The organism is Streptomyces sp. R28, from assembly GCF_041052385.1.
Taxonomy (GTDB): Bacteria; Actinomycetota; Actinomycetes; order Streptomycetales; family Streptomycetaceae; genus Streptomyces.
The window spans coordinates 10,241,582-10,258,275 of record NZ_CP163439.1; the positions used below are offsets into that span (position 1 = coordinate 10,241,582).

The 16,694-nt window shown below is 71.7% G+C and carries 16 protein-coding genes; 9 read left to right on the top strand and 7 right to left on the bottom strand.

What is annotated here, in order from left to right:
* Positions 1-68 precede the first annotated feature (68 nt).
* From AB5J49_RS44670 to sigJ, 5 genes are all read left to right on the top strand, one after another.
* Complete coding sequence (locus AB5J49_RS44670) at positions 69-1,499, top strand: BNR repeat-containing protein (protein WP_369174584.1); 1,431 nt, start codon at positions 69-71, stop codon at positions 1,497-1,499.
* Between the two features lie 84 nt (positions 1,500-1,583).
* Positions 1,584-2,609, top strand: a complete 1,026-nt coding sequence (locus AB5J49_RS44675) for a LacI family DNA-binding transcriptional regulator (RefSeq protein WP_369174585.1) — start codon at positions 1,584-1,586, stop codon at positions 2,607-2,609.
* A gap of 101 nt (positions 2,610-2,710) precedes the next feature.
* Positions 2,711-4,012: an alpha/beta fold hydrolase gene (locus tag AB5J49_RS44680; RefSeq protein WP_369174586.1), complete on the top strand. Its 1,302-nt coding sequence runs from the start codon at positions 2,711-2,713 to the stop codon at positions 4,010-4,012.
* A 28-nt stretch (positions 4,013-4,040) separates the two neighbouring features.
* Positions 4,041-4,784, top strand: a complete 744-nt coding sequence (locus AB5J49_RS44685; protein WP_369174587.1) for a PIG-L deacetylase family protein — start codon at positions 4,041-4,043, stop codon at positions 4,782-4,784.
* A 49-nt stretch (positions 4,785-4,833) separates the two neighbouring features.
* On the top strand, positions 4,834-5,733 hold the full coding sequence (gene sigJ / locus AB5J49_RS44690; protein ID WP_369174588.1) for an RNA polymerase sigma factor SigJ: 900 nt from the start codon (positions 4,834-4,836) through the stop codon (positions 5,731-5,733).
* Between the two features lie 3 nt (positions 5,734-5,736).
* On the opposite strand, the gene AB5J49_RS44695 is transcribed toward sigJ, so the two are convergent.
* Complete coding sequence (locus AB5J49_RS44695; RefSeq protein ID WP_369175461.1) at positions 5,737-5,937, bottom strand: DUF5999 family protein; 201 nt, start codon at positions 5,935-5,937, stop codon at positions 5,737-5,739.
* Between the two features lie 164 nt (positions 5,938-6,101).
* Here AB5J49_RS44695 and AB5J49_RS44700 point away from each other — a divergent pair, with 164 nt between their 5' ends.
* Entirely contained in the window at positions 6,102-6,932 is an 831-nt protein-coding gene (locus tag AB5J49_RS44700) for a pentapeptide repeat-containing protein (RefSeq protein ID WP_369174589.1), read from the top strand.
* On the opposite strand, the gene AB5J49_RS44705 is transcribed toward AB5J49_RS44700, so the two are convergent.
* Complete coding sequence (locus AB5J49_RS44705; protein ID WP_369174590.1) at positions 6,894-8,435, bottom strand: cytochrome P450; 1,542 nt, start codon at positions 8,433-8,435, stop codon at positions 6,894-6,896. The genes AB5J49_RS44700 and AB5J49_RS44705 overlap by 39 nt on opposite strands.
* Positions 8,436-8,542: 107 nt before the next feature.
* On the opposite strand from AB5J49_RS44705, the gene AB5J49_RS44710 reads away from it, so the two are divergent.
* Positions 8,543-9,151 carry a TetR/AcrR family transcriptional regulator gene (locus tag AB5J49_RS44710; RefSeq protein WP_369174591.1) on the top strand — a complete coding sequence of 203 codons (609 nt, stop codon included), beginning with the start codon at positions 8,543-8,545 and terminating at the stop codon, positions 9,149-9,151.
* Between the two features lie 118 nt (positions 9,152-9,269).
* Positions 9,270-9,995, top strand: coding sequence for a DUF2470 domain-containing protein (locus AB5J49_RS44715; RefSeq protein WP_369174592.1), 726 nt, complete (start codon positions 9,270-9,272; stop codon positions 9,993-9,995).
* On the opposite strand, the gene AB5J49_RS44720 is transcribed toward AB5J49_RS44715, so the two are convergent.
* The 3 genes from AB5J49_RS44720 to AB5J49_RS44730 form a co-directional block, all read right to left on the bottom strand.
* Positions 9,963-11,183, bottom strand: a complete 1,221-nt coding sequence (locus AB5J49_RS44720) for a lactonase family protein (protein WP_369174593.1) — start codon at positions 11,181-11,183, stop codon at positions 9,963-9,965. The genes AB5J49_RS44715 and AB5J49_RS44720 overlap by 33 nt on opposite strands.
* Before the next feature lie 135 nt (positions 11,184-11,318).
* Complete coding sequence (locus AB5J49_RS44725) at positions 11,319-12,377, bottom strand: hypothetical protein (RefSeq protein ID WP_369174594.1); 1,059 nt, start codon at positions 12,375-12,377, stop codon at positions 11,319-11,321.
* A gap of 46 nt (positions 12,378-12,423) precedes the next feature.
* Complete coding sequence (locus AB5J49_RS44730; RefSeq protein WP_369174595.1) at positions 12,424-13,677, bottom strand: aromatic acid exporter family protein; 1,254 nt, start codon at positions 13,675-13,677, stop codon at positions 12,424-12,426.
* Positions 13,678-13,936: 259 nt separating this feature from the next.
* On the opposite strand from AB5J49_RS44730, the gene AB5J49_RS44735 reads away from it, so the two are divergent.
* Positions 13,937-15,271, top strand: a complete 1,335-nt coding sequence (locus AB5J49_RS44735) for an erythromycin esterase family protein (protein WP_369174596.1) — start codon at positions 13,937-13,939, stop codon at positions 15,269-15,271.
* A 14-nt stretch (positions 15,272-15,285) separates the two neighbouring features.
* Here the strand turns inward: AB5J49_RS44735 and AB5J49_RS44740 are convergent, their stop codons facing one another.
* Together AB5J49_RS44740 and AB5J49_RS44745 are read right to left on the bottom strand one after the other, a co-directional pair.
* Positions 15,286-15,780, bottom strand: a complete 495-nt coding sequence (locus AB5J49_RS44740) for an FBP domain-containing protein (protein ID WP_369174597.1) — start codon at positions 15,778-15,780, stop codon at positions 15,286-15,288.
* A 237-nt stretch (positions 15,781-16,017) separates the two neighbouring features.
* On the bottom strand, positions 16,018-16,653 hold the full coding sequence (locus AB5J49_RS44745) for a PAS domain S-box protein (RefSeq protein ID WP_369174598.1): 636 nt from the start codon (positions 16,651-16,653) through the stop codon (positions 16,018-16,020).
* Positions 16,654-16,694: the final 41 nt, after the last annotated feature.

A 16,694-nucleotide genomic window follows, 5' to 3' on the forward strand; every position in this document is an offset into this window, starting at 1 on the left:
GCACCCCGCAGGACCCGTCACCACCCCGTCCCCCGTCCGCACCTCGCCGACAACGGAGTCCCCCCGAGATGAAGAGACGTACGCTGCTGGGCGCCGCCCTCGCTGGAGCCGTCATGACCCCCGCCCTCGCCTCAGGCACCGCCCGTGCCGCCGACCCCGGCCCGTCCCTCACCCTGACCGGCACCACCACGCTCGACACGCAGGCCATCTTCTTCGTGTCGTACGACGGCCTGGTCAACAACAACTCCTTCCAGAAGAACGGCCTGCTGACCTACCAGGGCTACCAGTACGCCGTCTGGTACACCGCCGACCGAGGCGCCGTCGTCGGCCGCCGCGCCCTCGGCGCCGGCACCTGGTCCACGGTCAAGGTCGGCCACACCCTGCGCTACGACGACTCCCACAACGTCATATCGATGGGGATCTCCAAGGTCGACGGCCGCCTTCACCTCAACATGGACTCGCACAGCGACGGCTTCACCTACGTCAAGTCGGTCGCCGGTCTCATGGACGACCCGGCCGGTCTGAGCTGGACCGCGAGCCGTTTCGGCGCCCCCCAGTCCACCCTGGACGGCCTCGCCCTCACCTCGCAGTTCACCTACCCGCAGTTCATCTCGACGCCCGACGGCAAGCTCCAGCTCAGCTACCGCGTCGCCGTCTCCGGCAACGGCCGCAACGCGCTGGCCGAGTACAACGGCACGTCCTGGACGAACCTCGGCGAGTGGAGCAGCTCCACCGGCACGTACACCAGCGAGCACGGCTCCTCGACGGCCCGCAACATGTACCTGCACGGCATCGACTACGACAAGAACGGCCGGCTGCACTCCTTCTTCACCTGGCGCGAGCAGAACGGTGCCGTGATGTGCTCGTCCGGCGGGATCACCAACCACGACACCGGCTACGTCTACTCCGACGACCGCGGCCGCACCTGGCGCAACAACGCCGGCACCGTCGTCGGCACCAGCGGCGGCTCCGACAAGGTCGCCGTCACCGACAGCGGCCTGGTGATCGACGCGCTCAACCCGGACCACTCCCTGATGAACCAGGAGAGCCAGTTCACCGACTCCGCCGGCCTGCCGCACGCGATCATCAGCTACGTACCCGGCCGCTTCGGCCAGTGCACCACGAACTACGTCACCGACCGCACCGCGAACGGCCGCGCCTTCCACGTCCGCAAGAACTCCTCCGGCACCTGGCAGAAGACCGAGATCCCGGTCCCACTGAACTCCAGCCAGCGCACCAAGCTCATCCTGGACAAGTACGACAACGCCTACGCGATCTTCCCGTTCTGCCGGATCGCCGGGGCCTCCAAGGCCTCCGGCTACACGGACTGGTCGGTCCTGTACGACGGTGTCTCGGCCGGGCTGAACGCCTTCGGTGAGGTCGTCATCGACGAGACGCGTATCGCGCAGGACAACTTCCTGTCGATCATGTACCAGGAGAAGTCCAGCGGTACGACGCCTTCGGCGCTGCGTAACCTCAATTTCCGCCTGCCTGCCTGACCACAGCCGTTGTGGGCGGCTTGACGGTAATGTGCCTTCCCGCCGCCCCACGTCTTCTCGCGTCTCACTGGAGGTCCCTGCCCGATGGCCCAGTCGGTGGGTATCAAGGACGTCGCCCGCGCCGCCGGAGTCTCCGTCGGCACGGTCTCGAACGTCATCAACCCTCCGGACACGGTCGCGACCGAGACCCGGGCGCGGGTGCAGTCCGCGATAGACCGGCTGGGCTACGTCCGCAGCGAGTCCGCGCGCCAGCTGCGCGCCGGCCGCAGCCGGATCATGGGGCTGCTCGTCCTCGACATGGGCAACCCCTTCTTCGTCGACGTGGCGCGCGGCGCCGAGCGGGCCGCGCGTGAGGCCGGGCTCGGCGTGATGGTCTGCAACAGCGCACAGAGCGCGAGCGAGGAGGCCGACTACCTGTCGCTCTTCGCCGAACAGCGGGTGCGCGGCGTCCTGCTGACCCCCGCCGACGCCACCGGCCGCAACATCGCGACGTTCCGGCGGCACAACATCCCCTTCGTCCTCGTCGACCGCGTCGCCGAGGGCACCACCGAGTGCTCGGTGTCCGTCGACGACGTCGCGGGCGGCGCCCTCGCCGTACGCCATCTCGTCGACGCCGGGCACCGCTCCATCGCGTACGTCAGCGGCCCGCCCGGCCTCAACCAGGTCCGCGACCGCCGCACCGGCGCCCTGCACGCGCTGGAGGAGGCCGGCCTCGGCCCCGAGCACCTGCGCGAGCTGCCCACCGAGCGGCTCGACGTCGCCGCCGGCCGGGACGCCGGAGCCCGCCTGCTCGGCCTCGCCGACCGCCCGACCGCCGTCTTCTGCGCCAACGACCTGCTCGCCCTCGGCGTCCTGCAGGCCATGTACGCCGCGGGCGTCGGCGTCCCCGACGACCTCGCGATCGTCGGCTACGACGACATCGAGTTCGCGGCCGCCGCGGCCGTCCCCCTCACCTCCGTACGGCAGCCCGCGGTCACCATGGGCACCCTCGCGGCGGAGATGCTGCTGGAGGAGACGGAGGAGGAGACCGCGACGAGGAAGCACGAGCACCGACGGGTCGTCCTCCAGCCGGAGCTGGTGGTCCGGCGGTCCAGTCTCTCGGCACGCTGATCAGCCGTTCAGTACGATTTCATGATCCCGGGGCTCGGTCGGCGGACGAACATGTGCTGAACTGGGACGCGGCCCGAAAACCCTCCGTCCCGGGAGCCCTGTTGACCGTCAGCTACCGCCAGCCCGGCGTCATCCTCACCGACCGCCACTTCACCGTGCCCCTCGACCACGACGCCCCGAAGGGCGAGACGATCGAGCTCTACGCCCGTGAGGTCGTCGCCGGCGACAAGGCGCACCAGGAACTGCCGTGGCTGGTCTACCTCCAGGGCGGCCCCGGCTTCGGCGCGAACCGCTTCGTCGGCAAGGGCGCCTGGCTCGGCCGCGCCCTCAAGGAGTACCGCGTCCTGCTCCTCGACCAGCGCGGCACCGGCCACTCCACGCCCGCCAACCGCCAGACCCTCCCCCTGCGCGGCGGACCCGCGGAACAGGCCGACTACCTCGCGCACTTCCGCGCCGACTCGATCGTCCGCGACTGCGAGGCGATCCGCCGGGAGGTGACCGGCGGCGCCCCCTGGACCGTCCTCGGCCAGAGCTTCGGCGGCTTCTGCACGGTCAACTACCTCTCCACCGCCCCCGAGGGCCTGACCGCCGCCGTCATCACCGGCGGCCTGCCCTCGCTCGACGCGCACGCCGACGACGTCTACCGAGCGGCCTACCCCCGCATCGAGCGCAAGGTCGGCGCGCACTACGCCCGCTACCCGCAGGACGTCGAGCGCGCCCGCCGGATCGCCGACCACCTCCTCGCAGGCGACGTGGTCCTGCCGAACGGCTACCGCCTCACCGCCGAGGCCTTCCAGTCCCTCGGCATCCTCCTCGGCGGCAGCGAGGGCAGCCACCGCCTGCACTACCTCCTCGAAGACGCCTTCGTGCACACCCCGCAGGGCCCGGCCCTCTCGGACGCCTTCCAGGAGGAGGTCCAGGGCCTGCTGTCGTACGCGAGCCACCCGCTGTACGCCCTCGTCCACGAGGCGATCTACGGCCAGGACACCCGCCCCACCGCCTGGTCCGCCGAGCGCGTGCGCGCCGAGTTCCCGCAGTTCGACGCGGCCAAGACGCTCGCCGGAGACGGGCCGCTGCTGTTCACCGGTGAGACCATCCACCCCTGGATGTTCGACTGCGACCCGGTCCTGCGCCCGCTGCGCGAGACCGCCGAACTCCTCGCCGCCCGCACCGACTGGAAGCCCCTGTACGACCCGGCGCTGCTCGCTGCCAACGAAGTGCCGGTCGCGGCGGCCGTCTACCACGACGACATGTACGTCGACACCGCCCACTCCCTCGCCACCGCCCGCGCCGTCCGCGGCCTGCGCACCTGGGTCACCGACGAGTTCGAGCACGACGGCGTACGGGCCGGCGGCCCCCGCGTCCTGGACCGGCTGCTCGCGCTCACGCGTGACGAAGCGTGATGTCGGTGTGACGGGTTAGTGTGCGGGCATGACCGAGCCGACGATCACTCAGCTCCAGCCCATGCCCGACGACTGGCAGCGCGCCCTCGCCGTCGTCGCGCACCCGGACGACCTCGAGTACGGCTGCTCGGCGGCGATCGCTGCCTGGACGGACGGGGGCCGCGAGGTGGGGTACGTCCTGGCGACCCGAGGCGAGGCCGGCATCGACACCCTGGAGCCCGCGAAGTGCGGCCCGCTGCGCGAACGCGAGCAGCGGGCCGGCGCGGCGGTGGTGGGCGTGACGGCGGTGGAGTTCCTCGACCACGCGGACGGCGCGATCGAGTACGGCATCGCCCTGCGCCGCGACATCGCCGCCGCGATCCGCCGGCACCGGCCCGAGCTGGTGATCACGCTCAACCACCGGGACACCTGGGGCGGCGTCGCCTGGAACACCCCGGACCACGTGGCGGTCGGCCGCGCCACGCTGGACGCGGCCGGTGACGCGGGCAATCGCTGGATCTTCCCGGAGCTCGCCGAGCAGGGCCTGGAGCCCTGGGACGGTGTCCGCTGGGTCGCCGTCGCCGGTTCCAGTACGCCCACGCACGCGGTGGACGCGACCGCCGGCCTGGAGCGTGCGGTGCGCTCGCTGCTCGAACACCGCACCTACATCGAGGCGTTGACGAGCCAGGACCCGCAGACGTACGCCCGCGGCTTCCTCACCTCGAACGCCGAGGCGACGGGGAAGCGGTTCGGCGGGAAGCCGGCCGTGGCGTTCGAGCTGTTCAGCCGGTAGACCTGCGCACTGGTAGAGCTGCCCGAAGGAAGGGCGAAACGGGGGGAATGTGAACGACACGGACGTGTTGGCGGACCGCTTCGAGGAGCACCGCGGCCATCTCAAGGCGGTCGCCTACCGCATGCTCGGCTCACTGGCCGAGGCGGAGGACGCGGTCCAGGAGGCCTGGCTGAAGCTGAGTCGCAGCGACGCGGAGGACATCGAGAACCTCGGCGGCTGGCTGACCACGGTGGTCGGCCGGGTCTGCCTGGACATGCTCCGCTCGCGCACGCGACGCCACGAGGAGCCGCTGGACGACACCTTCGTCCCGGACCCCGTGATCAGACCGCTGTCGACGATCGACCCGGAACAGGAGGTGCTCCAGGCCGACTCGGTGGGTCTGGCCCTGCTGGTCGTGCTGGAGGCACTGGAGCCCGCCGAGCGGATCGCGTTCGTGCTGCACGACATGTTCGCGGTGCCCTTCGACGACATCGCGCCGATCGTGGAACGCTCCTCGGCCGCGACCCGCCAGCTGGCCAGCCGCGCCCGGCGCCGGGTGCGCGGTGCCACGCCCTCCACCGAGCCCGACCTCGGCAGACAGCGGCAGGTCCTCGACGCCTTCATGGCGGCCTCCCGCGCGGGGGACTTCGAGGCGCTGCTCGCGGTCCTCGACCCCGATGTGGTGCTGCGCGCCGACTCCGGGCCGCTGGTCCGCGGTGTCGCGGCGTCCAAGCTGGTGCACGGTGCGAAGCCGGTGGGCGAACAGGCGCTGCTGTTCCGGCAGTTCACGCAGCACACACAGCTCGCGCTCGTGCTCGTCAACGGCACGGTCGGGGTCCTCAACGCCCCCGAAGGGAAACCGCAGTCGGTCATGGCCGTCACCATCGCCGACGGCCGCATCACGGAGATGTACATCCTGGCCGACCCCGAGCGTCTGGGGCGCCTGGACCTGACCGGTCTGGACGCCTGACGCTCAGGCGGCCATGGCCGGTACGCCGACCGTACGGTGCGGGCTCACCACCCGCCCGTCCGGGAGGAGTTCACCGGTGTCGTCGAAGGCGATCGTGCCGTTGCACAGCAGGCTCCAGCCCTGTTCGGGGTGGGCCGACACGATCAGGGCGGCGTGATGGTCCGGGCTGTCGGCGGTGGGGCACGGGGGCTGGTGGCTGCACATGACGGCTGTCCTCACGTCTCTCCTCGACTCTCTTCGATGCGGTGGTGCTCCTGCTTTCCTCGGCTCGTATCTCATTGGTAGCCGAGCTTGTTTTCCGTTGGATGAGAAGACCCCCACAGCCCCGAAAACTCGTCGGTGAGTTTTCGTTCCGTATGCTGAACAGCATGCAAGATCAGACCGTCGACCGGGCGGACCTGCACGGGGACTGCGCGCAGTGCTTCGGGCTGTGCTGCGTCGCCCTGCCCTTCGCCGCCTCCGCCGACTTCGCGGTCGACAAGGCGGCCGGAACGCCCTGCCGGAACCTCCAGGACGACCACCGCTGCGGCATCCACGCCCGGCTCCGGCACAAGGGCTTCACCGGCTGCACGGTCTACGACTGCTTCGGCGCCGGTCAGAAGGTCTCGCAGGTCACCTTCGCCGGGAAGGACTGGCGCACGGCCTCCCGCGAGCACGCCCGGCGGATGTTCGACGTCTTCCCGGTCGTCCGCCAGCTCCACGAACTGCTCTGGTACCTGACCGAGGCCCTCACCCTGCCCGCTGCCCGCCCGCTCCGCGCCGAGCTGCAGGACCTCCTGGAGACGACCGAGGAGCTCACACGCCGGACCCCGCAGGAGCTCGGCGCGCTGGACGTGGCCGCTCACCGGCAGGAGGTCAACGTACTCCTGCTGAAGACCAGCGAGCTGGCGCGGGCCGGCACACGCGGCCGCAAGAAGGACCGCCGGGGCGCGGACCTGATGGGCGCCCGTCTCAAGGGCGTCGACCTGCGCGGAGCGAACCTGCGCGGCGCCTACCTCATAGCCGCCGACCTGACCGGTGCCGACCTGCGCGGAGCGGACCTCATCGGTGCCGACCTGCGCGACACCGACCTCACGGACGCCGATCTGACCGGCGCGTTCTTCCTGACCCAGCCCCAGCTGAACGCGGCCCGGGGCAGCGCGGGCACCCGACTGCCCGCCTCAGTCAGCCGCCCCGTGCACTGGACAGCGGAGCTCTGAGGACGCGTCCTCGACCGACCCGGCGGTGGCCGGTGCCGTAACGGCAGTCCCGGCCGCCCGCCGCTCCAGGCGCAGCCGCAGCCCCTCCGGCGTCAACGTCAGCCGCTCCGTCACCCGCAGCCGATAGGCCGGGTCGCTCCCGAACTCGTACCGGCGCAGCAGCAGCCCCAGCACCAGCGTGGCCTCGTGCAGCGCGAACTGACGCCCGATGCAGGCCCGCGCCCCCGTCCCGAACGGCTTGAAGGCGTGCGGCGGACGCGTCCGTACGGCCTTCGGATCGAAGCGATCCGGATCGAACCGCTCGGCGTCAGCGCCCCAGACCTCGGGATCGCGGTGCAGCATCGCCGTGAGCACCAGCGCCCACGCACCGCGCCGCATCGGATGGACCCCGCCGAGCACCGTGTCCTCACGTGCCTCCCGGGCGAAGGCGGGCGCCGTCGGCCACAGCCGCAGCGACTCGTCGAGGATCCGGCGCACGTACCGCAGCCTCGCCACCTGGTCGTAGCCGGGCACCGCCGTGCCGCCCCAGACGCGGTCCACCTCGGCCCGGGCGCGCTCGGCGACGTCCGGGTGCCGGGAGAGGTAGTGCAGGGCGAAGGAGAGCGCGCCGGAGGTGGTCTCGTGGCCGGCCACCAGGAAGGTGATCACCTGGCGGCGGACGTTCTGCGCGGAGAGCCGCTCGCCCGTCTCCGGATGGGCGGTCTGCAGCATCCGGTCCAGCAGATCCCCGTCCCCGGGCCCGCTCGCCGTACGGGCGCGGACCAGGTCGTCGACCGTGTGGTCGAGGTAGGCGATGTCGGCCTGGTTGCGGCGCGCGGCGCGCCGAAGCAGGAACGGCATCGGCACGGTGTTGAGCCGCTGCGCGTAGGTGAGCGTGCCGACCATCGCCGTCACGAAGGGATGGGGGCGGGCTCGCTCGAAGGAGCCGAAGTCGTGCCCGAACCCGGTGCGCGCGATGGTCTCCAGGGTCAGCTTGGTCATGTCGCCGGGCACGTCCACCGCCCGGCCCGCAGCCGCCTCGCGGTCCCAGTGGTCCATGAGCCGGTCGGCCACGGCCACCATCATCGGGTGGTAGCCCGCCATGGCCTCCCGGCTGAACCCCGGCGCCAGGACGTCGTGCGCCAGCTGCCAGTTCGGCTCGTGGTTGTACGCCGTGAACAGACCGTCCCCGACGACCGGCCGCAGATTGGCTATGCCGAGCCCCACGTGCTTGGCGAAGCGCGACTCGTCCGCCATGTCGGCCGTGAGTTCGGCGCCCCAGACGAACACGAACTCCCTGGTGAACGCCCTGCGCCGGAAGATCGGCCCCAACTCGCGGGCGTACCGCAGGGAGTCCTGCAGCGGCGTGCGCCGACTGGCGCCGAGCACGTCGCCGAGCAGCGGGAGCCGGTGCGGGGGGTGGGGTATGCGGGACAGCTCCGGCCAGCCCTGCTCGGCGCTGCGGAACCCCTTGGGAAGTCCGGTCCCGTGGGGAAGCCCGGACCCGGTCACTGTCTCCGCCATGACGCGATCTCCCTCGATCCAGCGGCACGTTGAGCTATTTATACGTGAGTTCAATAACGCGCTCAGTCTGGTCCCGCTGTTGAATCCACGTCAAGTAAAGTGCGGGCATGGCCGCGAACCAGGGCGAGCGCACCCGCCGCCGGCTCAGCACCGAGAAACGCCGTGAGCAGCTCCTCGCGGTCGGGGCGCGGCTGTTCTCGGAGAGCCCGTACGACGACGTGTGGATCGAGCAGGTCGCCGAGATCGCCGGTGTCTCACGCGGGCTGCTCTACCACTACTTTCCGAACAAGCGGGACTTCTTCGCGGCCGTCGTCGAGCGGGAGAGCGAGCGCATGCTGAGCATGACGGCCGCGGTGTCCGGAGTCCCGGTGCGCGAGCAGCTCGCCACGGGCCTCGACGCGTATCTGGAGTACGTCGAAGCCCACGCCCATGGATTCCGCGCCTTCCATCGCGCCGACGCGGCCGGCGACCAGACCGTGCGCAAGGTCTACCGACAGGCCCTGGCCGCACAGGAGAAGCAGATCCTCGCGGCCATGGCGGGGGACCCCGAGTTCGGCCCGGTCTTCGAGGGGCGGCCCGATGTAGGGCTCGCCGTGCGGGGCTGGCTGGCGTTCACCACGGCCGTCTGCCTGGAGTGGCTGAGAGGCTCGGACCTCTCCCGGGAGCAGGTGCGCGACCTGTGCGCCCGCGCCCTGCTGGGTGTCATCACGCCCTGAGTACCGCGTGCGCCGTACCGCGTACACCTGCAAAGAGATCGCACGGGATCGGTGAGGCCGGTTGGCGTGCGGCCCGATCTTCGGTAGGTTAGGCAAGGCTTACCTAAGGAGGTTTGGGATGGGTGACAGCCAAGCGTGGACGGCCGCGCCTTCCGCGGCGGAGCGGGCCCGGTCGGTGCTCGACGCCGCGTGGTCCTGCGCGGTGACCGCGGAGGGCAGTCGCGAGGAACTCGTCGGAGCGCACATCGTGACCGAGGACGGCCGTGTCCTGCTGGACGTGCCGCAGGACAGTGCGCTCGTCGCGGCGGCGATCTGCGCGCCCCGCGGAGAGCCCGCCGCCGTCCTGGAGTTCGCCGACGTCGCCCCCGTACCCGTACGCAAACGGATTCGCGCCCGGCTCTGGCTGTCCGGCTGGTTCACCCCCGAGGAGGGCGCGCTGGCGTTCCAGCCGACGCGGGTGGTGCTGCGGCAGCCGTCCGGTGCGGTGGTGGTCGACCTCGACGAGTTCGCCGCCGCCGCGCCCGACCCGCTGGCCACCGCCGAGGCCCGGCTGCTCACCCACCTCGCCGACTGCCACCCGGACGCCGTCGAGCGGCTCACCCGCCTCGTCGACTCCGACAGCCTGCACGGCGCGGTCCGCGTCCAGCCCCTCGCCGTCGACCGGCACGGACTGACGCTGCGGATCGAACGCGCCCGCGCCCAGGCCGACGTACGACTGCCGTTCCACCGGCCCGCCGACGACGTCGCACAGCTCACCGAACGCATGCACATCCTGCTCACCCAGGCCAGCGCCGCCTCCTGCCCCCGCGCCCTACAGCGGCAGCGCACAGACGGCGACGGGTGACGCGAACGGCTCGCCGGCGAGCCGCACTTCACCGCTGCCCTCGTCGACGTGGAAGACGCTGACGGTGCTCGACCGCTGGTTCGCCGCGAACAGCAGCGAGCCGTCCGGCGAGAGGGCGATCTGGCGCGGGAAGTCCCCGGACACCGGCACCGTGTCGAGCAGCCTGAGCCGGGCGCCGTCCGCCTCCACCGCGTAGCGGGCGAGGCTGTTGTGGCCCCGGTTGGCGAGATAGGCGTAGCGGCCGTTCGGCGTCACGACGATCTGCGCCGGATAGCTGGTGCCCGAGCCCGTGCCCGTGGGCTGCTCCGCGCCGACGGTCAGCCGGCCCGTGTCTGCGTCGTACGCGCAGACCGCGACGGTGTTGTCGTGCTCGTTGGCCAGATACGCGTACCGGCCGCCCGGGTGGAAGGTGAGATGACGCGGGCCGGCACCCGGCTCGGTCTGCGCCCGCGCGACCTCGGTGAGCGTGCCCGCCTTCGGGTCGAGGCGATAGGTGTACACGGTGTCCGTGCCGAGGTCCACGGCGAGTACATGGCCGCCGTCGGGGCTCGTGATGAACTGGTGGGCGTGCGGGCCCTCCTGCCCCGGACCGGGTGCCGGACTGGAATGCGTGACCAGGTCGGTGCGCTCCCCGAGCGCGCCCGAGGCGTCGATCGGGTGTACGGCGACGCTGCCCGTGCCGTAGTTGGCACTCAGCAGCCAGCGGCCGCTCCGATGCACCGACAGATGGCACGGCGCGGCCCCGCCGGTGCTCCGGCTCCCCAGCACCGTGCGGTCGGCGAGGCGGACGGCGGTCACGGCACCGTCCTCACGCTCGTTGACCGCGTACAGCGTCCGGCCGTTCGGGTGCAGTGCCAGATACGACGGGTCGCCGACGCCGGTGATCGTGCCGGTGGCGGTGATACGGCCCGTCGCCGGGTCGTACGTGGCGAGGCCGATGCCGGTGCCGCCGCCCTCGGCGGAGGTGTAGGTGCCGAGGTAGAGCGGGCGCGGGCCGGACGGCTCGCGGCTCTCGGTCTGGGCGCTCGGGCGGGTCCCGGGAGTGGTCGCCTCGGGGGTCTCCGTGTCGGCCGTCTCCGCCGGGGCGGGCGCGTCGTCGCACGCCGTGGCCGCCGGGAGTGTCACGCCGGCCGCCGATCCCGCGAGGGTTCCGACGAATCGGCGCCTGCTCAGCCCACCACTGCCCATGTCCACACCTCAGGTCGTCGGTCGTCGTGGTCGCGACAGCCACCTTCGCGTGGATCACCCACCCAGCGCAAGAAGAGCAACGTGCGTTGCGTACCGCGCAATGCGCGGGCGGGTGTTGCGGGCGCTTCGTGTCGTTTACCAGTCCCCGTCCACCACGGCCTTGCCCTGCGCGTCCTTGAGCGGCGTCACCTGGCCCGGCGAGGGCGCCTGCCAGGGCTCGTGGTCGTCGCCGAGCCAGTCGCCGACCGGCTTCACCGACTCCAGTGCGTCCGTGGGGGCGAGATCCTCGGCGTCCTGGTCGTAGTAGTCGAACCACGGCAGCCCCGCGCGCGTGTACGCGGCCCGGTCCACCGGCGACGGCGGGGGAGCCTCACCGGTGATGCGGCGCCACTCCGGCGGCGTCACCAGATGGACGAAGACCCGGCCTGCGGGGCGCTTCGACCAGTCAGACGGCGGCCGGTCGTCCTCGTAGACCTCCTGGCGCATCGAACCGCCCACGCCCAGGCCCATCGCCGCGGCGGCCCGGGGCGGCCGGCCCGCCGGAGCGGAGGCCGGCGCCGGGACCGCGCCCTGAGGGGCGGGTGCCGCCATGGGCAGGGCGGCACCGTAGCCGCCGTACTGGGGCATCGCCCGCGCCTGCTCCGCCCGGCGCCGCTCCTCCTCACGCCACCTGGCCAGCTGCGGCTCCTTCAGCGCGAACGACTGCAGCTGTACGCCGCCCCAGACCTCCTCGCCCGTCACCTGACCCTCGACGGTCGCCCCGAGCCCCAGCGGTACGGCCACGAACTGGCGGACCGTGCCCTTCCCGGAGTTGATGCCGTCCAGCCAGGGCTGACGGGGCAGCACGACGTAGTTCTGCGGCTTACGGGACAACCGGTCGCTCCACGGCTTCCCCGAGACCGCGCACACCTTGCCCACCCCGACCTGCAGGGCGCCCGGCTCCGTCGTACCCGCGAAGCTCAGCCACATCGCCTCGCGCAGATACACCGGCAGCATCACGCCGCCGCGCGACCGCCACGCCTCGGGAACGCTGTCCGCGTAGTCCGCCACCCGCCGGACCGGGAACTCGCCGAGCCCCGGCGGCAGGGGATGCGTGCCCGACTCGGGCAGCCGCAGCGTACGGATGAACCGCACCGCCACACCGCCCGGCAGCCGCAGCATGTTTCCGTCGATCCGTACGTCCGTGTCGGCCATCGGGCAGCTCCCTCGCCTCCGGCGCCGGCCCCGTCCCGGCGCTCACTCACGAAGAACGCCCGCCGAACCCCGTGCGGTTCCGCCACAGCTGCTCCTGAACTCCCATGCGCTCACGCAGCCGGGTCAGGCGTGCCATCCGGGTGCGCTGCTCCTGCGACACGCGGTCCAGTTCCTCCAGCAGCCGGCGCGAGCGGTGCTCGGTGTCCAGCTCGTCGAGGATGCGGTTCACCTCGGTGAGTACGGCGCCGAGCAGCTGCCAGTGCCCGTCCTCGCGCCCCGCCTCCTCGCGCAGCAGCAGGGCCAGCTTGTCGCGGGTGCCCGCCGCCGTGCGCAACTCGGCGGTGAGCCGGGACTCCGCCGCGTCGGCGTTGCTGCTGACATGGGTGGTGACCAGCACCGAGAAGCTGACCACCGCGTCGGCGATCTCGGACAGCAACTGCTCCACGACGGTGCCCGTCTCCTTCGCGAACAGCGGCTCGGGCTCCCGCTCCTTCGCGAGGTCGGTGAGGGTGCGCGCGAGCACCCGCAGGACCACCGTGCAGATCTCCAGGGTGTCCAGTCCGGTGCGCAGCACCACGCGGTGCAGCAGACTGTCGCGCACGCGCGGATTGAGCCGCAGGCTGTCCTCGGCCTGCTTCAGCGCCGCGTCCACCTCGACGATGTCGTGGTCGAGCCGGCGCGCCTCGTGCAGCCGGGCCGCGGCCTGCTCGAACGGTGTGTGGCCGGCGGCCTCCTCGCCGATGCGCAGCATCAACTGCCGCAGCCGACGGGCCAGTCCCTCCAGCGACTCACCGGCCTCCTCCACCCACACCGGCGGCGCGAGGAGCAGATTGAAGCCGAGCCCGACCACCGCGCCGATCAGTGTCTCCAGAATCCGTGCCCAGGCCGTGTCCCCGACCGTGGTGACACCGAGGACCAGCATCGCGCTGATCGCCACTTCGGGCACGTACTCGTCGACCCGCACCAGATGGCCCACCACCAGCGAGGCCACGATCAGCAGCGCCAGACTCCACCAGGTCAGGCCGACCAGGAGGCTGAAGGCGATGGCGACCAGGACACCGGCCACCACGGAGTTCACCCGCCGGATGCCGTTGGTGAGCGTGGCGTACAGCGTGACCTGGACGACCAGCAGCGCGGTCAGGGGCGCGGTCAGCGGCGCGGCCTCGGGGCTCAGGCGCAGCGCGATGACGTACGCGATCGTCGCCGCGGCCGCCGACCGCAGCGTCTGGACCACCACCGGGTCCCGGCGCAGTTTCCCGAGCCGTTCCAGGGACGGCGTCCCCTCACGTACGTCCCGCATCCTCGGTTGTTCCCTTTCCACAGATGCTTCCCACACCCTGCTTGCGGAACGTAACGGTCCGCAAGGAACCCCAGATTGATCGCAGCGGCCGGGGTACGGCAAGGGGCTGGGCTGGTGATCGTCGACACCCGCGCGAGGCCGGGCGCCCGACCGGGTCCGGAACTGAGGAAAACCCCCGCTGTCACCCTGTGGTTGACCGCAACCGGGGACGGAGGACCGCCGGATGGTCCCCGCCGGTCCGGAGCGCAAGTCTTGGATCATGAATCGGCATCGGACCGGATTAGTGCTGACCCTGTTCATCATCCTCGCCGCCCTGACGACCGGCATCCCGGCCACGGCGGCACCGACCTCCACCACGGTCGTCGAGGCACTCGACCGCGCCGCCCACCCGCTGCGGAGCGTCGAACCGGGCGGCGGCACCGGCGATCTGCGCCCCCTGGACCGGATGATCGGCGACGCCCGGGTGGTCGGCCTGGGCGAGGCCACCCACGGCTCGCACGACTTCTTCGCCCTCAAGGACCGCGTCTTGCGCCACCTCGTCGAGGAGAAGGGCTTCCGCACCTTCGCCCTGGAGGCCCCCTGGAGCACCGGCCTGCGCCTCAACGATTATGTGCTGTACGGCAAGGGTGACCCGCGGCGCATCATGCGCGAGGAGTTCCAGCGGGACTACCTGTGGTGGAACAACACCGACTACCTGCGGCTCGTTCAGTGGATGCGCGCTTACAACGTCCGGCACCCCGGCGACCCCGTCCGCTTCATGGGCGACGACATCGCCTGGACCGGACCCGAGCTGTACGACGCCGTCGAGGACCATGTGGCCGGTGCCGCTCCCGGGCTGAGTGCCCGCCTCGCCGAGCTCTACCGCGGACTGCGGCCCACCGTGCCGACCGGGGCGTACATCGAGCAGTACCTGAGCCTGCCGTACGCCGCACGCATGGAGCGGGCGGCGCGTACGGGCGAGGCGCTGCGGCTGGTCGAGCGGATGGCCCCGGGAGCCGACCGCGCGGCGTACGACTGGGCCGTCCAGCACGCGACGGTGATCGACCGGACCGCCCGGCAGTACGCCTTCGACCTCGAGGACCCCGCACAGATCGCCGAGGCCATGCGCTACCGGGACGGGGCGATGGCCTCCGCCGTGGTGTGGTGGCAGCGGCACACCGGCACCAAGGTGCTGCTGTCGGCGCACAACAACCACGTCGGCTACCTGCCGGAGGAACCCGCCGAGAACCCGAAGGTGCAGGGCGCGTTCCTGCGCGACCTCCTCGGCGCGGGCTATGTGAGCGTGGGCCTGACCTTCGATCACGGCTCGTTCGAGGCCACCGGCCGGGACGACGACGTCATCCGCCGCTGGACGCTCGGACCGGCGGGCCCGGGCAGCAACGAGCGGACGCTCGACCGGGTGCGACACCGCGACTACGTGCTCGACCTGCGGACCACCGGAGCTCCGGCTCGTGACTGGCTGCGGCAGGCGCGGCCGACGCGCAGCATCGGCACCGCCTACCCCGACGGCCCGTACGCCATCGCGCTCGCCCGCAGCTACGACGTCCTGATCCATCTGCACCGGGTGGAGGCGGCGCGGCTGAGGGACCGGTAGCCGCCCGGTGCCCGTCAGGCGTACAGCTTGTCGAGGAAGGCGCTGAGATTGCCCGTGGTCCGGGCGATCTGCTCCTCCAGCGTCAGGCTCTCCTCGAAGCGGCTCCCGGACTCCAGGTTCTTCCTGCCGCGGACGTACAGCGAGCAGGCGAGGTCGGTGCACATGTAGAGGCCGACCGAGTTGCCCTCGCGGCCGGCCGTCCCCGCCTTGCGGGCCGTCATCAGCGAGACGCCGCCGCCCGGATGGGTCGTCAGGCAGAGGGAGCACATGCTGCGGTGCAGGAAGCCGCGCTGCGAGGAGGGGAAGCGGAGGGTGACGCCCACCGGGCGCCCCTCCCGCTCGGTGACCAGATAGCTGCGATCGGGCGCTCCCGGATCCCGCCAGCCGAGGAAGTCGAGGTCGTCCCAAGGGCGTTCGTCGAGATCGCGGGGGACGGACAGGCGCTTGGCCTCGCCTTTCGAGCAGTTGATGAAGGAGTTGCGGATGTCTTGCTCGGTGAGTGGCTTCATGGGGAGTCTCCGGGGGCGTACGAGCGCCGGCTCGGTGGGGCGGTGTAAAACCTAGGGTCCCTAGGTTCATGGCTAGGGTAGGCAGCTTGATGAGGGGGAGCCAGTGAATTTCGACCCGTCGGGTCACGTTGTCTGCGGCGCCATCGTGGTTGGTCGCGCAGTTCCCCGCGCCCCTTCGGGGCGCTGCCGAACCGCAGCGTAGTTCGCCCCACCTGCTCAGACGGGTGCGGGCGCGGCCTACTCCGTCTCCGGAACTGTCGGCGGCCACACCCCGGGAGTCAGCACCCCCAGTGCGTAGGCGCGGGCGACCAGTTCCGTGCGGTTCGCCGCGGTCCAGCGGGCCGACAGGCGTCGCAGGTGGTAGTTCACGCCGTCCACGGTGAGGCCGGTCTCCCGGGCGGCCTGCGCGGTGGTGGCGCCCCCGGCGAGCAGCGCCAGGATGCGCGCCTCGGCCGGCGCCACCTTCACGGGCCTGCGTTCCTGTGCCTCGCGCTCGCCCAGGACCCGCAGCATCACCAGCAGTGCCGGCGTGTCCTCCGCGGTGTCGCTCACCGGGTCCGCCGTCAGCTCCCCGTACCGCTCCGCACCGCCGGGCGCCTGCCAGCGCACCGACACCTGGTAGCGCGACCGGTGCCGCAGCCGCAGCGCCTCGGCGATCCGCTCCACCTGCGTCGTCTCCTGCGGCCGAAACAGCTCCAGCACGTCCCGGCCGCGCAGCCGCCCCGGGCTCGTACCGCACTCCGCCGCCATCGCCGGATTGGCCAGCAGGACCGCGCCGTACACGTCACAGACCGCGATCGGCACCGAGACGCGGTCGAAGACCATCAGGGCGCGGTTGCGCCACACCACGGCCTCGGGTCGAGCCGAGTCCACAGCACCTCCGGTCCCTGGGCGCAAGCGTGACGCACATCCAT

Coding starts and splice junctions, on each gene's coding strand:
- AB5J49_RS44725 (WP_369174594.1), bottom strand. CDS start 12,377: ATGGCCGACACGGACGTACGGATCGACGGAAACATGCTGCGGCTGCCG.
- AB5J49_RS44685 (WP_369174587.1), top strand. CDS start 4,041: ATGACCGAGCCGACGATCACTCAGCTCCAGCCCATGCCCGACGACTGG.
- AB5J49_RS44715 (WP_369174592.1), top strand. CDS start 9,270: ATGGGTGACAGCCAAGCGTGGACGGCCGCGCCTTCCGCGGCGGAGCGG.
- AB5J49_RS44720 (WP_369174593.1), bottom strand. CDS start 11,183: ATGGGCAGTGGTGGGCTGAGCAGGCGCCGATTCGTCGGAACCCTCGCG.
- AB5J49_RS44670 (WP_369174584.1), top strand. CDS start 69: ATGAAGAGACGTACGCTGCTGGGCGCCGCCCTCGCTGGAGCCGTCATG.
- AB5J49_RS44740 (WP_369174597.1), bottom strand. CDS start 15,780: ATGAAGCCACTCACCGAGCAAGACATCCGCAACTCCTTCATCAACTGC.
- AB5J49_RS44700 (WP_369174589.1), top strand. CDS start 6,102: ATGCAAGATCAGACCGTCGACCGGGCGGACCTGCACGGGGACTGCGCG.
- AB5J49_RS44695 (WP_369175461.1), bottom strand. CDS start 5,937: ATGTGCAGCCACCAGCCCCCGTGCCCCACCGCCGACAGCCCGGACCAT.
- AB5J49_RS44730 (WP_369174595.1), bottom strand. CDS start 13,677: ATGCGGGACGTACGTGAGGGGACGCCGTCCCTGGAACGGCTCGGGAAA.
- AB5J49_RS44705 (WP_369174590.1), bottom strand. CDS start 8,435: ATGGCGGAGACAGTGACCGGGTCCGGGCTTCCCCACGGGACCGGACTT.
- AB5J49_RS44735 (WP_369174596.1), top strand. CDS start 13,937: ATGAATCGGCATCGGACCGGATTAGTGCTGACCCTGTTCATCATCCTC.
- AB5J49_RS44675 (WP_369174585.1), top strand. CDS start 1,584: ATGGCCCAGTCGGTGGGTATCAAGGACGTCGCCCGCGCCGCCGGAGTC.
- AB5J49_RS44710 (WP_369174591.1), top strand. CDS start 8,543: ATGGCCGCGAACCAGGGCGAGCGCACCCGCCGCCGGCTCAGCACCGAG.